Below are 14030 nucleotides of genomic sequence, written 5' to 3' on the forward strand. Positions count from 1 at the left end.
CGCTGCTTCAGCCGCGCGGCTTGCCGGGAACGCACCTGCTTCCGGCTGTTTTTCCTGAGCCGGACCAGGCAGGCCGCACGCGGATGAGCCTCGCATGAGCCTCGGATCTGCGCGCCGGCTGCATGCGCGGCTGCTCGAACACTTCTCCAGATACCGCTTCGCATCGTTCTGGGCGAACGTGGTGCTCGTTGTCTCGATAGCGCTGCTGGTGGTCATGGCCGCCTTTTTCAGCGCATCCGACGCTGGACAGGAAACCGCGGCGCTGCACCTGACGCATGCCGACTGGCAGGTGGAAGATGCGCCCGGCTTCCGTGCGATGCCGCTTGCCGTGGACGGCGAGGCCCTGCCTCCCGCCTGGCAGCCGGTCGAGCTGCCGCTGGCCCTGCCCATCGCCTTGCTGCGCCAGGCCGATGGCAGCACATCGACGGGCGAAACCCGCATCACCTGGCTGCGGCTTTCCACGCACGGCCTGCCTGCCACGCCGGCGCCGCTCGCGCTGTATGGCGCGCGCATCAAGACGGACGGCACCATTGCGGTGTATGCCAATGGACGGCTGGTCCACCGTGCCCAGGTGCAGGGGCCGTTGTGGAACAGCACCCGCACGCCGCTGTGGGTCTTGCTGAACAAGGCGTCCGACGGCGCGCCGTTGAACGAGATCCTCGTGCGGATGGAACACACGCAAAGCGCGCAGGTGGCGGTTTCATCGCTGTGGCTCGGTCCCGTCGAAGCGCTGGAAGCCCGGCATCGGATGCGGCAGTGGCTCCAGCAGGAGCTGCCGGCCATGCTCAGCGCGGCCTTCATGGCCGTGGGCGTGTTCGCGCTGTTCGTGTGGTTCAGGCGCAGCCACGAGACCGGCTACCTGCTCTTCTTCAACCTGGCGACCACGTCCTTCCTGCGCAGCCTGCATTTCTATGTCGGCGTTCCGGTCGCCAACGACTGGTTCGCCTGGCTGACCGTCAACTCCCTGTTCTGGCTGGTCGCGGTGGTGCACTTCGCGCTGCGCCAGCTGCATGGCCGTCGGCTCAAATGGCTGACCTGCGCGGTGGTGGCATGGACGGCCCTGACCGGCGTGCTGACGCTGCCGGGGCTTGCGATATTGAGGAACACGCCGCAGGTGACGCCGTTGATCTACATCGGCGCGGCACTGATGGGTGTCGCCGTTGCGCTCGTGGGTGGTGTCAGCGCCTGGCGCCGGTCCGGCGAAGGCCGCCTGGTGGCCGTGGGCATCGGCGTGTGCGTGCTGCTGGGCGTGTCCGACTGGCTGCTGCAGAACAATTTCGTGAGCCCCGAGGGCTGGTACCTGGGCGCCTACACCAACGCGGTCACGTTCAGCGTCTTCGGGGTGCTGATGTACCGGCGCTACGTCAGTGCCATTGCCGAGGTGGAGCGGGTCAACGCCAGCCTGGCCCGGCGCCTCGAGGCCCGCGAAGCCGAGCTCGAGCTCAGCCATCGGCGGCTGCGCGAGGTCGAGAAGATGCAAACCATCAGTGACGAGCGCCAGCGCCTGATGCAGGACATGCACGACGGCCTGGGCTCTTCGCTGATCAGCGCCATCCGCTCCGTGGAAGGCGGCAGCATGAGCGACGACAAGGTTTCGCAAATGCTCAAGAGCTGCCTCGACGATCTCAAGCTCACCATCGATTCGATGGAGCCGCTCGAGGACGACCTGTTGCTGCTGCTGGCCACGCTGCGCTACCGGCTCGGGCCTCGGCTCGAGAGTTCGGGCGTGGCATTGCAATGGGAGGTGCAGGAGCTTCCGGCGCTGGACTGGCTCGACCCGACCAGCGCACTGCACATCCTGCGCATCGTGCAGGAGAGCATCGCCAACGTGTTGCGCCATACCCGCGCCACCGGGATCCGGGTGGGCACCGAGCGCCAAGCGTCGGGCGTGCGGGTGAGCATCGAGGACAACGGCCAGGGCTTCGACGTCGAGAAGGCCATGGCCGGCGCCGGCGGTCGCGGCATGCAGAACCAGCAGCGGCGGGCGCAGGCCATCGGGGGGGCGGTCTCGTGGCGCTCGGGGCCGCAGGGCACGCTGTTCACGCTCTGGCTGCCGCTCAAGCGTGGGGAGCGGGTGGCGTAGGAGAGGCGGGACTCAGCCGGCGTCGTCGACGTGGCCTGTGTATTGGGGCAGGTTGTCGGTGATCGTGAACCAGGGCGCCTTCGAGCCCACGAAGATGTGCGCGCGCGGGCGGATCGAAGGGTCGTCGACCAGCGTGCCCAGGGTCACATGCACGAACAAGCCGTCGCGCACCACCGAGTAGAGCAGCGAGCCGCATCGGCGGCAGTGCACGTTGCCCGCGTCTTCCTCGCCGAAGACCAGGAGTTCGTCCTGGCCTTGTGCAATGGCCAGCTTGTGCCGCGCGATGCCGGCGAAAGGCTTGAAGGCCGAGCCGGTCGCGCGCCTGCAATCGGCGCAGTGGCAGTTCAGCGCATAGGCGAACTCGTCGGCCACGGTGTAGCGGACCGCGCCGCAGAGGCACTGGCCGGCGAGCGTACGGGGGGCCGCGTTCTCGGGGCTGCTCACCGGACTCTCCGTCGAACGAGAGGCAGCGGCTCAGCCTGCAAGGCCCACGAACACGTTCTGCACGTCGTCGTTCGCATCGATGGCCGCCAGGAAGACTTCGACTTCCTCGAGGTGTTCCGCGCTCAGGCTGGCCGGATCGACCGGGTTCCTGGGCTTGTAGCCCAGCTTGGCCGACAGCACCGTGAAGCCCTGGGCCGGCAGCGCACGGCTCACCAGGTCGAGGTCGGTGGGGTCGGTCAGGAACACCGTGGCGCCGCCTTCACCGGCCGCCTCGAAGTCTTGCGCGCCGGCTTCGATGGCGGCCACTTCGGCATCGGCATCCGCACGCGAAGGCTCGGCCTCGATCATGCCCACGTGGTCGAAGTCCCACGACACCGAGCCCGAGGTGCCGAGCTGGCCCTTGCGGAACAGCACGCGCATTTCAGGCGCGGTGCGGTTCACGTTGTCGGTCAGGCATTCGACCATCACGGGCACCTGGTGCGGCGCAAAGCCTTCGTAGATCACATGCTCGAAGTGCACCGCCTCGCCGGTGAGCCCCGCGCCCTTCTTGATGGCGCGGTCCAGCGTGTCCTTGGGCATCGAGACCTTGCGGGCCTGCTCGACCACCAGCCGCAGGCGCGCATTGGAGGCCGGATCGGCGCCGCTGCGCGCGGCCACCATGATTTCCTTGGCCAGTTTTCCGAACAGGCGGCCCTTGGCATTGGCGGCCAGGTCCTTGTGCTTTGCTTTCCACTGTGCGCCCATGGCTGATGTTCCTTGTGTTGTATGTGTGGCTGGATGGGCCGGTTTGGGGCGACTACTTTAGCCGCAGCGCTTGAGGGGGGCAGTTTTTCCAGTCCACGAAGGCCGGCGTCTCCATGGCCCCGGTCCCCGCTTTGGCGGAGCGATTGTTTCCTTTCCGTGAACGCCGTGGTTCCTTTTGCTAAGGGTTTTTACTTAGAACACGGCGCACAATTCATCTCACAGACCGGCCCCCAAGCCGATCTGGGTGAACAGGGCCCCGAGCGAGGTGGCCGCCCCCCAGGAAGAGGGACGGTGACCCACCCAAGACCGGTTCGAAATCATCCAAAGTCAAAACTGAACTGAATTGAAGGAAATCAAAATGACCGCCTCGAAGATCCTCTCCGCCGTTGCTGTTGCCCTCATGGCCGTTGCCGGTGCCGCCCATGCCGAAACCTATGAAGGCGTGCATCAGCTGACCTCGGCCGCCAGCCGCGCCGACGTCGCCGGCCAGGCCGTGGCTGCCGCGCACAGCGCCAACCCGTACGCCACCGGCGCCAATGCAGGCCCGGCCCAGGTGTTCGTTTCGTCGACCAGCCGCGACGCGGTCCGTGCAGAAGCCGCTGTCGCGGCCCGCAGCGCCGATCCGTACGCCGAAGGCGCTTCGTCGGGCGTCGCCCCGATCGTCGCCAGCACGGTGGACCGCGCCACGGTGCGTGCCGCCGCCCGCGCTGCTGCCCGCGGCGACGCGCTGCCGCTGTAATCGGCCCCGGCGCTCGGCGAGCGCCAGCCCTCCAGAAGCCGGCCATGCGAAAGCATGGGCCGGCTTTTTGCCATTGGCCGCACGCGCGGCGGCGGCCCGCCGGGCCGGGCGTGGTTGATTTGCCACGCGGACAAATGCTTTCGCCTTACAAATCGGTGGACGCCTCCGCGAGCGGACATCGAGGTTCGGCCGCAGCCCGGTACGATGGTGCCCGTCGCGGCGGGGGTGATCGATCGACCGCGGGTTCGATGGCCTCCCGTCCGCAAAATATCCACAACGTGAGCTGCACCCTGGTTCTGAAAGACGCTGCCGGCCGGTTCGAAGCCGACGCCTTCGTGCGCCTGGCAGGTTGAACTGAGCACGCATGGCCCTCACGCTCGACCCCGAAGACACGCGCGAACGCATTCACGGCCTGGCGTGGTGCGGCTTCCATCCCGACGGCGACATCGAATGGATGATCACCGACGAGTACCTCGACCCCGACGAGCTCACGGCCGAAGACCGTGCCTGGGTCAAGGCCGAGGCGGCGCGCGCCTGCGCCGCCAAGCGCGCCGCCGAGGCCTCCTGGCCCGCGCAGACCGAATACGACCGGCTCGAAGCGGTGTTCGCCCAGCTGCGCAGCGAGAAGATCATTGCGCTGCATCGCGCCGGCAACTCGCTGGCCGATGGCCACGACGACGTGCGCGAGCAGTGGCGCGCCGCGGGCCGGCTTGCCTCGGGCATTCGCGGCTGCTGCTTCTATCACTCGCAAGATCTCGACACCGCCGTGCGCACCGGGCGCCTGCATCTGGCGTTCAGCGGCGGCATGATTCCCGAGATCGACCAGCGCGAGGCCAACACCGTCGCGCTCGGCAGGCGCATCGTCGAGCTGCTGCGCGCGGCCGGCTTCGGTGCCCAATGGAGCGGCAACATCAACGAACGCATTGAGGCCGACCTGGGCCAGTGGCGCAAGCGGAGCCCGTAGGCCCTAGCAGAGCACGCAATGGCTTGCACGAGCAAGGATCGCCGGATCGCGCCATCATCCGGCCCATGATTCCGTTCTCGATCCTCGACCTCTCCCCGATCACCGAAGGCAGCGACGCCGCGCAGTCGTTCCGCAACTCGCTTTCGCTCGCGCAGCACGGGGAGAAGCTGGGCTACCGGCGCTACTGGCTGGCCGAGCACCACGGCATGCCGGGCATCGCGAGCGCGGCCACCGCGGTGCTGCTCGCCTACGTGGGCGCCGGCACTTCGACGATCCGCATCGGCGCCGGCGGCGTGATGCTGCCCAACCATTCGCCGCTGGTGATCGCCGAGCAGTTCGGCACGCTGGAGTCGCTGTATCCGGGGCGCATCGACCTCGGCCTGGGCCGCGCGCCCGGCTCCGACCAGCGCACGGCGCGTGCGCTGCGCCGCAACCTCGAATCCGATGCCGACCAGTTTCCGCAGGACGTGGTCGAGCTCATGGACTTCATGTCCAAGGCGCCGCAGCAGCCCGTGCGCGCGGTGCCGGGCGCGGGGCTCGAGGTGCCGGTATGGATCCTCGGATCGAGCACCTTCGGCGCCCAGCTGGCCGCGCACCTGGGCTTGCCCTACGCCTTTGCCTCGCACTTCGCGCCACAGCAGCTGATGCAGGCGATCCAGATCTACCGCGAGACCTTCAAGCCTTCGGCGCAGCTGCAGAAGCCTTACGTGATGCTGGGCTTCAACGTGTTCGTGGCCGACACCGACGAAGAGGCCGAATTCCGGGCCACGTCGTGGCAGCAGGCCTTCGTGAACCTGCGCAGCGGCCGGCCGGGGCGCCTGCCGCCGCCCGTCGAGGGCTATCGGCAGAAGGTCGGGCCGGCGGAGAACGCGCTGCTCGATTCGGTGCTGTCGTGCTCGGCCGTGGGTTCGCCCGCCAGGGTGCGCGAAGGCGTGCAGGCCTTCATCGAGCGCACGGGCGCCGACGAGCTGATGATCACCTCGCAGGTGTTCGACCACGTGGCGCGGCTGCGCTCCTACGAGCTGCTGGCCGGTTTGCGCAGCCAGGGCTGATTCCCCCCACGCCGGCCGCCCAGGCGCGGGGCTGGGACAATGGCGGGCTTATGGCAAAGCAACGGATCGTGGTGGGACTGAGCGGCGGGGTCGATTCCGCGGTCACGGCGCACCTGCTCAAGCAGCAGGGGCACGAGGTGGTCGGCATCTTCATGAAGAACTGGGAAGACGACGACGACAGCGAATACTGCTCGTCGAACATCGACTTCGTGGACGCTGCCAGCGTGGCCGACGTGCTGGGCATCGAGATCGAGCACGTCAACTTCGCGGCCGACTACAAGGATCGCGTGTTCGCCGAGTTCCTGCGCGAGTACAAGGCCGGCCGCACGCCCAACCCCGACGTGCTGTGCAATGCCGAGATCAAGTTCAAGGCCTTCCTCGACCATGCGATGCGCCTGGGCGCCGAGAAGATCGCCACCGGCCACTACGCGCGCGTGCGGCTGAACGAGGCCACGGGCAGGCACGAACTGCTCAAGGGGCTCGATCCCTCCAAGGACCAGAGCTACTTCCTGCACCGGCTGAACCAGGCGCAGCTGTCGAAGACGCTGTTTCCCGTGGGCGAGCTGCACAAGACCGAGGTGCGCCGCATCGCGGAAGAGATCGGCCTGCCCAACGCGAAGAAGAAGGATTCCACCGGCATCTGCTTCATCGGCGAGCGGCCGTTCCGCGAGTTCCTCAACCGCTACATCTCGAAGGAACCGGGCCCGATCAGGGACGATCGCGGGCGCAAGCTCGGCGAGCACCAGGGCCTGAGCTTCTACACGCTGGGCCAACGGCAGGGACTGGGCATCGGCGGCGTCAAGGAGAAGGGCGCGCAGCGCGGCTCGGGCGACCACTCGCCGTGGTTCGTGGCACGCAAGGACGTCGAGAAGAACACGCTCTGGGTGGTGCAGGGCCACGACCATCCCTGGCTGCTGTCCTCGGCGCTGGCGGCCGGCGATGCGAGCTGGGTCTCGGGCGAGGCGCCCGCACCGGGCCGCTACGGGTCGAAGGCGCGCTACCGCCAGGCCGACGCCGCCTGCGAACTGGAAGAAGGCGGCGGCAACGCGGCGGCAAGGTTCAGCCTGCGCTTCGGCGAGCCGCAGTGGGCCGTCACGCCGGGGCAGTCGGCCGTGCTCTACGACGGCGAGCGCTGCCTTGGCGGCGGGGTCATCGTCTAGGGTCTGTCAACGCACCGATTCGTGAACGTGGATCAGGTCGAGCGGGTAACGCTGTCCGGCCAGATGGTCTTCGACGCTCTGCAGCAGCAGCGGGCTGCGGTGCCGCGGCACGCTGGCGCGGATTTCGTCGGCGCTCATCCAGACGGTGCGCACGATGCCTTCGTCGAGGGCGCGGCCTGCTTCCCTCGCGCCGAGGGTGCCGGCAAAGGCAAAACGCATGTAGGTCACGTCTTCCTTGCTGCCCGTCCGATGGCTCGAGCGCGCCATGTAGATGCCGATCAGCGCGGTGGGCGTGAAGGCGTGGGCGGTTTCCTCGAGCGTTTCGCGGGCGCAGCCTTCGATGGGCGATTCGCCGGGGTCGAGGTGTCCCGCCGGGGTATTGAGCCTGAGCCCCTGGGCGGTGTGCTCCTCGACCAGCAGGAAGCGGCCGTTCTGCTCGATCACCGCGGCCACGGTGACGTTGGGTTTCCAGCGCGGGGTCGTCATTGTCTTGGGCTCTTTAGCGCAGCACGTAGCCGCTGAAGCGCCAGATGCGGTCGCGATCGAGATGAAAGCTCACGAGTTCGCGCAGGGTGCCATCCGGCTTGTTGCTGAAACGGGTCTCGTACTCGATGCTGACATACTGGCCGGCCGTTTCGGCATCAGGGTCGGCCACGGCCTGGCGGTTGATCGCCACCCAGGTCCGCTGCAAGGGCGCTCCCAGCGGCGAACGGCTCCTGGAAACCTTGGCGGCGAAGTCGGTGCGCGCGATGCGCTTGCGGGTCGCGGGCGTGGCGCCGTCCCAGAGTTCGCCGGTCTTGCCCTGGTCGATCATCTGGATGGCCCGCATGCCGCCCTGCACCAGGTCGCTGGCTTCCACATCCTGCGCGGCGGCTGTGCCGAAGGCGCCCCAGCACAATGCGGCGGCCAGCAGCAGCCTCGTGAGAACTTTCATCGGCTTCATTCCTTGTGAGGCCCACAGGAGCCTGAAGCCATTTGGAGCCCGTATCGGGGCGGAGATTCCCGAGCTTCAGCGCGTGAGGCTTTCCGGGTGCGTGTTCGGCGCGATCATTTCCAGCCGGTAGCCCAGGCCGTAGATGGCCAGCAGCAGGAAGCCGCTGGCGGGGCCCAGGCCCAGCTTGGTCCGGAGGCGGGAGATATGGGTGTCCAGCGTCCGCGACAGGGCCGCCGTGCCAACGCCCCACACCGCCTCGTGAAGATGCTCGCGCGACAGCAGCCGGCCGAGGTTCTGGAACAGGAACAGCGCGAGCGCGTATTCGCGGTTCTTCAGTTCGACCGGCGCGCCATTCACCTTGAGGACGCGCGCGGGCGGGTAGAAGTGATAAGGGCCGCACACCAGTTCCGCTTCGTGCTGCGCGGGATAGGACCGGCGCAGCAGCGCATTGACGCGGGCTTCGAGCTCGGTGGCGCGGGCCGGCGCGACCATGAAGTCGTCGGCGCCCGCATTGAGCCCTTCGACCACGTCGGTCTCGTCGCGCGTCGTGGTCACGAAAAGAATGGGCGCGCGGCTCCTGAGCTCGTTGCGGGCGGTTTTCACGAGCTCGATGCCGTGGATGTCCGGCGGGTTCCAGTCGAGGATCAGGAGATCGAAGGTTTGCCGGCGCAGCGCCTGGAGCAAGGCGCGCCCTTCGGTGTACGAGTGACATTCGTGGCCGAGCCCCGATATCGCTTGGGAGATCAGCTGAAGCTGATCGGGCTCGTGATCAAGTACTGCAATACGCATTCCATCCCCTTCTTCCTGCCGAATTTGCCTCTGCGGGCTTTTGAGCGAAAGAAGTGTATCTATCTGCGTCTTCGGAAAAAAGCCTTCGTGCAACTAATGCACGAAATGAAGCTATTTTTCTTGTGGTTGGGAGCAATTGCAAACAAATACGTGCTTATTGGCGGCAAGAGGGCGTTGAGCGGCGGCGCTTGGCGACTGGGGCACCTCAGGGGGCGGAGATCAGGTGCAGGGAAACAACCAATGTCCGGGCACGCCGGTTCCGATGCGCCAGCTTCGCTACCATTTATATAGCTACACATGCAATGACTACGGTCATCAAGCGGCGAACAGCCGGTGGATTTTGGCGACAGCGCAGCCGTAATCTTGCTGTAAGCTCTGGCCGCGTTCCCGTATTGCCCTTGCCCTGAGGAGATCTCTATGCTGATAGGCGTGCCTGCCGAGACGACGGCCGGCGAAACCCGTGTGGCCGTGACGCCCGAGACGGTGAAGAAACTAGTCGCCTCGGGGCACGCGATCCGCGTGCAGTCGGGTGCGGGCATTGCGGCCAGCGTCACCGATGCCGCCTACGAGGCCGCCGGTGCCGAGATCGTCAACATGAACGCCGCGTTCGCGGCCGACATGGTGCTCAAGGTGCGCACGCCCACCGATGCCGAAACCGCGCTCATGAAGCCCGGCACCGTGGTCATCGGCATGCTCAATCCCTTCGACGCCGCGGGCCTGCAGCGCCTGGCCAGTGCCGGCCTCACGGCCTTCGCGCTCGAAGCCGCGCCGCGCACCACCCGCGCCCAGAGCATGGACGTGCTCAGTTCGCAGGCCAACATCGCCGGCTACAAGGCCGTGATGATCGCGGCCGACAAGTACCAGCGCTTCTTCCCGATGCTGATGACCGCCGCCGGCACCGTGAAGGCGGCGCGCGTCGTCATCCTGGGCGTCGGCGTGGCGGGCCTGCAGGCCATTGCCACCGCCAAGCGCCTGGGCGCCGTGATCGAGGCTTCCGACGTGCGCCCGAGCGTGAAGGAACAGATCGAGTCGCTCGGCGGCAAGTTCATCGAGGTGTCCTACGACACCGACGAAGAGAAGGAAGCCGCCGTCGGCGTCGGCGGCTACGCCAAGCCCATGCCCGCGAGCTGGCTCGCGCGCCAGCAGGTCGAGGTGGCCAAGCGCGTGGCGCTGGCCGACATTGTCATCAGCACCGCGCTCATCCCGGGGCGCGCCGCGCCCACGCTCATCACCGAGGACATGGTCAAGGCCATGAAGCCCGGTTCCGTGATCGTCGACATCGCGGCCGGCAAGGGCCCCGAGGGCGTCGGCGGCAACTGCCCGCTGTCGGAGGCCGACAAGACGGTGGTCAAGCACGGCGTGACCATCGTGGGCGAAACCAACCTGCCGGCGCTGGTGGCGGCCGACGCGTCGGCGCTCTATGCGCGCAACGTGCTCGACTTCCTCAAGCTCATCGTCACGAAGGAGGGCGCGCTCAAGATCGACCTCGAGGACGACATCGTCGCCGCCTGCCGCGTCGCGCAGGACGGCCAGGTCACGAAGAAATAAGCGGTCACGCGAGGAGAACAAATCATGGATCCCGTTTCCCATACCGTCATCAACCTCATCATCTTCGTGCTGGCCATCTACGTGGGCTACCACGTGGTGTGGACCGTCACGCCCGCGCTGCACACGCCGCTGATGGCCGTGACCAACGCGATCTCGGCCATCGTGATCGTGGGCGCCATGCTGGCGGCCGCGCTCACCGAAACCACGCTGGGCAAGACCATGGGCGTGCTCGCGGTGGCGCTCGCGGCGGTGAACATCTTCGGCGGCTTCCTCGTCACGCGGCGCATGCTCGAGATGTTCAGGAAGAAAGAGAAGAAGGCCGCACCGAAGGCCGAAGCGGGAGCCTCCCAATGAGCATGAACGTCGTCACGCTGCTGTACCTCGTTGCGAGCGTCTGCTTCATCCAGGCCCTCAAGGGCCTGAGCCATCCCACCACTTCCATCCGCGGCAACGTCTTCGGCATGACCGGCATGGCCATCGCGGTGGTGACCACCGGCGCGTTGATCTACAAGCTGGCCGGCGGCCACCTCACGGGCCTGGGCTGGGTGTTGCTGGGGCTGGTGGCCGGTGGCGGCTACGGCGCCTACCGCGCCAAGACGGTCGAGATGACCAAGATGCCCGAGCTGGTGGCCTTCTTCCACAGCATGATCGGCCTGGCGGCGGTGTTCATCGCGGTCGCGGCCGTGGTCGAACCCGCGGCCATGCTGGAAGGCCTCGCCAAGGGCGCGGCCATTCCCACCGGCAACCGGCTCGAGCTGTTCCTGGGCGCGGCCATCGGCGCCATCACCTTCAGCGGCTCGGTCATCGCCTTCGGCAAGCTCTCGGGCACCTACAAGTTCCGGCTGTTCCAGGGCGCGCCAGTGCAGTTCGCGGGCCAGCACATGCTGAACCTCGTGCTCGGCCTGGCCATGATCGGGCTCGGGCTGGTGTTCATGTTCACCGAAAGCTGGCCGGCCTTCTTCGCGATGCTGGCGCTGGCCTTCGTGATGGGCGTGCTCATCATCATCCCGATCGGCGGCGCCGACATGCCGGTGGTGGTGTCGATGCTCAACAGCTACTCCGGCTGGGCGGCCGCGGGCATCGGCTTCAGCCTGAACAACGCGATGCTGATCGTGGCCGGTTCGCTGGTGGGCTCTTCGGGCGCGATCCTGAGCTACATCATGTGCAAGGCCATGAACCGCTCGTTCTTCAACGTGATCCTGGGCGGCTTCGGCGGCGAGGCGGTCAGCGCGGCCGGCGGCGCGAAGGAGCAGCGGCCGGTCAAGAGCGGCAGCGCCGACGACGCGGCCTACATGCTGTCCAACGCCGAGACCGTGATCATCGTGCCGGGCTACGGCCTGGCGGTGGCGCGTGCCCAGCACGCGGTGAACGAACTGGCCGAGAAGCTCGTCCACAAGGGGGTGACGGTGAAGTACGCGATCCACCCGGTGGCCGGCCGCATGCCGGGCCACATGAACGTGCTGCTGGCGGAAGCCGAGGTGCCGTACGACCAGGTGTTCGAGATGGAGGACATCAACGGCGAGTTCGCGCAGGCGGACGTGGCGATCATCCTGGGAGCCAACGACGTGGTGAACCCGGCGGCGCTCACCAAGGGCAGCCCGATCTACGGCATGCCCATCCTGGAGGCCTACAAGGCCAAGACGGTGATCGTGAACAAGCGCTCCATGGCCGCGGGCTATGCGGGTCTGGACAACGAACTCTTCTACATGGACAAGACCATGATGGTCTTTGGGGATGCGAAGAAAGTAGTGGAAGATATGGGCAAGGCCATCGAATAGGCCCAAGGTCCGCACCCGCGCAGTGCGGGTCAGATCATCATCGCGGCGCCACTTGTGCGCCGCTGTTGTTTCAAAACATGCGATTCCGAGGAGACATACCCATGACCGACCGCCCCTGGCTCAGCAGCTATCCGCAAGGCGTGCCCGCCGACATCGACGCTTCGCAGTATTCCTCGCTGGTCGGGCTCATGGAGGAGAGTTTCACCAAGTACGCCGACCGCACGGCCTACAGCTTCATGGGCAAGGACGTCAGCTATGCGGAGACCGACAAGCTCAGCAAGGCCTTCGGCGCGTACCTGCAGGGGCTGGGGCTGGCCAAGGGCGACCGCGTCGCGGTCATGATGCCCAACTGTCCGCAGTATCCGATCGCGGTCTCGGCCATCCTGCGTGCCGGCCTGATCCTGGTGAACGTGAATCCGCTGTACACGCCGCGCGAACTCGAGCACCAGCTCAAGGACTCGGGCGCGAAGGCCATCGTCATCATGGAGAACTTCGGCACCACGCTGCAGCAGTGCATCGCGGCCACGCCGATCAAGCACATCGTGCTGGCTGCCATGGGCGACCGGCTCGGCTTCCTCAAGGGCGCGCTCGTCAATTACGTGGTGCGCAACGTGAAGAAGCTCGTGCCGCACTACAGCCTGCCGGGCGCGGTGCGCTTCAACGATGCACTCGACCAGGGGGCGAGCCGCACCCTGCAGCTGCCGGCCATCGGACCCGACGACGTGGCCGTGCTGCAGTACACCGGCGGCACCACCGGCGTCTCGAAGGGCGCGGTGCTGCTGCACCGCAACGTCATTGCGAACGTGCTGCAGTCCGAAGCCTGGAACGAACCCGTGATGGCGCAGGTGCCGGCCAACGAGCAGCCCACAAGTGTTTGCGCGCTGCCGCTGTATCACATCTTTGCCTTCACGGTGGGCATGATGCTGAGCATGCGCACGGGCGGCAAGCTGATCCTGATCCCGAATCCGCGCGACCTCGCGGGCGTGCTGAAGGAACTGTCCAAGCACACGATCCACAGCTTTCCCGCAGTCAACACGCTGTTCAACGGGCTGGCCAACCACCCTGATTTCAACACCGTCAACTGGAAGAACCTCAAGGTCTCGGTGGGCGGCGGCATGGCCGTGCAAGCGGCGGTCGCGAAGCTCTGGCTCGAAAAGACCGGCTGCCCGATCTGCGAGGGCTACGGCCTTTCGGAAACCTCGCCCTCGGCCACCTGCAACCCGACCAACAGCAAGGCCTACACCGGCACCATCGGCCTGCCGCTGCCGAGCACCTGGCTCAAGCTGCTCGACGACGAGGGCCGCGAAGTGCCGATGGGCCAGCCCGGCGAAATCGCGATCAAGGGACCGCAGGTGATGGCCGGCTACTGGCAGCGCCCCGACGAAACCGCCAAGGTCATGACGCCCGACGGCTACTTCAAGAGCGGCGACATCGGCGTGGTCGACGAGCGCGGCTACTTCAAGGTGGTCGACCGCAAGAAGGACATGATCCTGGTGTCGGGCTTCAACGTGTACCCCAACGAGGTCGAGGACGTGGTGGCGCAGATTCCGGGCGTGCTCGAATGCGCGGCCGTCGGCGTGGCCGACGACAAGACCGGCGAGGCGGTCAAGCTCGTGATCGTCAAGAAGGACGAGTCGCTGACCGAAGCACAGGTGCGCGAATACTGCAGAGCAAACCTTACGGGTTACAAGCAGCCGCGAATCGTGGAGTTTCGTACTGAGCTTCCGAAGACGCCGGTCGGAAAGATCCTGCGGCGCGAACTGCGCGACGTCAAGAAGTAAGGGTTCGGCCCGGG

General features: G+C 66.7%; 14 protein-coding genes. 9 read left to right on the plus strand and 5 right to left on the minus strand.

Annotated features, from left to right (window positions below; all coding sequences use genetic code 11):
• The first annotated feature begins 94 nt into the window (after window positions 1-94).
• Entirely contained in the window at window positions 95-2083 is a 1989-nt protein-coding gene (locus VAPA_RS02280) for a sensor histidine kinase (RefSeq protein ID WP_021005151.1), read from the plus strand.
• Window positions 2084-2095: 12 nt separating this feature from the next.
• Here the strand turns inward: VAPA_RS02280 and VAPA_RS02285 are convergent, their stop codons facing one another.
• Both VAPA_RS02285 and VAPA_RS02290 read right to left on the minus strand, forming a co-directional pair.
• A complete protein-coding gene (locus VAPA_RS02285) occupies window positions 2096-2527 on the minus strand; it encodes a GFA family protein (protein WP_021005152.1) in 432 nt (143 codons plus the stop codon).
• A gap of 30 nt (window positions 2528-2557) precedes the next feature.
• Entirely contained in the window at window positions 2558-3271 is a 714-nt protein-coding gene (locus VAPA_RS02290; RefSeq protein WP_021005153.1) for a YebC/PmpR family DNA-binding transcriptional regulator, read from the minus strand.
• A 358-nt stretch (window positions 3272-3629) separates the two neighbouring features.
• Between VAPA_RS02290 and VAPA_RS02295 the strand changes: the two genes are divergently transcribed.
• The 4 genes from VAPA_RS02295 (at window position 3630) to mnmA (ending at window position 7186) form a co-directional block, all read left to right on the plus strand.
• On the plus strand, window positions 3630-4010 hold the full coding sequence (locus VAPA_RS02295; RefSeq protein WP_021005154.1) for a hypothetical protein: 381 nt from the start codon (window positions 3630-3632) through the stop codon (window positions 4008-4010).
• 364 nt (window positions 4011-4374) lie between these two features.
• Complete coding sequence (locus VAPA_RS02300; RefSeq protein ID WP_021005155.1) at window positions 4375-4974, plus strand: DUF6891 domain-containing protein; 600 nt, start codon at window positions 4375-4377, stop codon at window positions 4972-4974.
• Between the two features lie 65 nt (window positions 4975-5039).
• Entirely contained in the window at window positions 5040-6026 is a 987-nt protein-coding gene (locus VAPA_RS02305; protein ID WP_021005156.1) for an LLM class flavin-dependent oxidoreductase, read from the plus strand.
• A 50-nt stretch (window positions 6027-6076) separates the two neighbouring features.
• Window positions 6077-7186, plus strand: a complete 1110-nt coding sequence (gene mnmA, locus VAPA_RS02310; RefSeq protein WP_021005157.1) for a tRNA 2-thiouridine(34) synthase MnmA — start codon at window positions 6077-6079, stop codon at window positions 7184-7186.
• Window positions 7187-7192: 6 nt separating this feature from the next.
• Here the strand turns inward: mnmA and VAPA_RS02315 are convergent, their stop codons facing one another.
• From VAPA_RS02315 to VAPA_RS02325, 3 genes are all read right to left on the minus strand, one after another.
• A complete protein-coding gene (locus VAPA_RS02315; protein WP_021005158.1) occupies window positions 7193-7672 on the minus strand; it encodes an NUDIX hydrolase in 480 nt (159 codons plus the stop codon).
• A 13-nt stretch (window positions 7673-7685) separates the two neighbouring features.
• Window positions 7686-8120, minus strand: coding sequence for a DUF4019 domain-containing protein (locus tag VAPA_RS02320; RefSeq protein WP_021005159.1), 435 nt, complete (start codon window positions 8118-8120; stop codon window positions 7686-7688).
• 75 nt (window positions 8121-8195) lie between these two features.
• Complete coding sequence (locus VAPA_RS02325) at window positions 8196-8909, minus strand: response regulator transcription factor (protein WP_021005160.1); 714 nt, start codon at window positions 8907-8909, stop codon at window positions 8196-8198.
• Window positions 8910-9326: 417 nt separating this feature from the next.
• On the opposite strand from VAPA_RS02325, the gene VAPA_RS02330 reads away from it, so the two are divergent.
• The 4 genes from VAPA_RS02330 to VAPA_RS02345 all read left to right on the plus strand — a co-directional run bounded on the left by VAPA_RS02330 (window position 9327) and on the right by VAPA_RS02345 (window position 14016).
• Window positions 9327-10457, plus strand: a complete 1131-nt coding sequence (locus VAPA_RS02330; protein WP_021005161.1) for a Re/Si-specific NAD(P)(+) transhydrogenase subunit alpha — start codon at window positions 9327-9329, stop codon at window positions 10455-10457.
• Between the two features lie 24 nt (window positions 10458-10481).
• Entirely contained in the window at window positions 10482-10811 is a 330-nt protein-coding gene (locus VAPA_RS02335; protein ID WP_021005162.1) for an NAD(P) transhydrogenase subunit alpha part 2, read from the plus strand.
• Complete coding sequence (locus VAPA_RS02340; RefSeq protein ID WP_021005163.1) at window positions 10808-12235, plus strand: NAD(P)(+) transhydrogenase (Re/Si-specific) subunit beta; 1428 nt, start codon at window positions 10808-10810, stop codon at window positions 12233-12235. The genes VAPA_RS02335 and VAPA_RS02340 overlap by 4 nt, the downstream gene beginning before the upstream one ends.
• Window positions 12236-12336: 101 nt before the next feature.
• Window positions 12337-14016 carry a long-chain-fatty-acid--CoA ligase gene (locus tag VAPA_RS02345; RefSeq protein WP_021005164.1) on the plus strand — a complete coding sequence of 560 codons (1680 nt, stop codon included), beginning with the start codon at window positions 12337-12339 and terminating at the stop codon, window positions 14014-14016.
• Window positions 14017-14030: the final 14 nt, after the last annotated feature.

This window comes from Variovorax paradoxus B4 (assembly GCF_000463015.1).
Taxonomy (GTDB): Bacteria; Pseudomonadota; Gammaproteobacteria; order Burkholderiales; family Burkholderiaceae_C; genus Variovorax; species Variovorax paradoxus_E.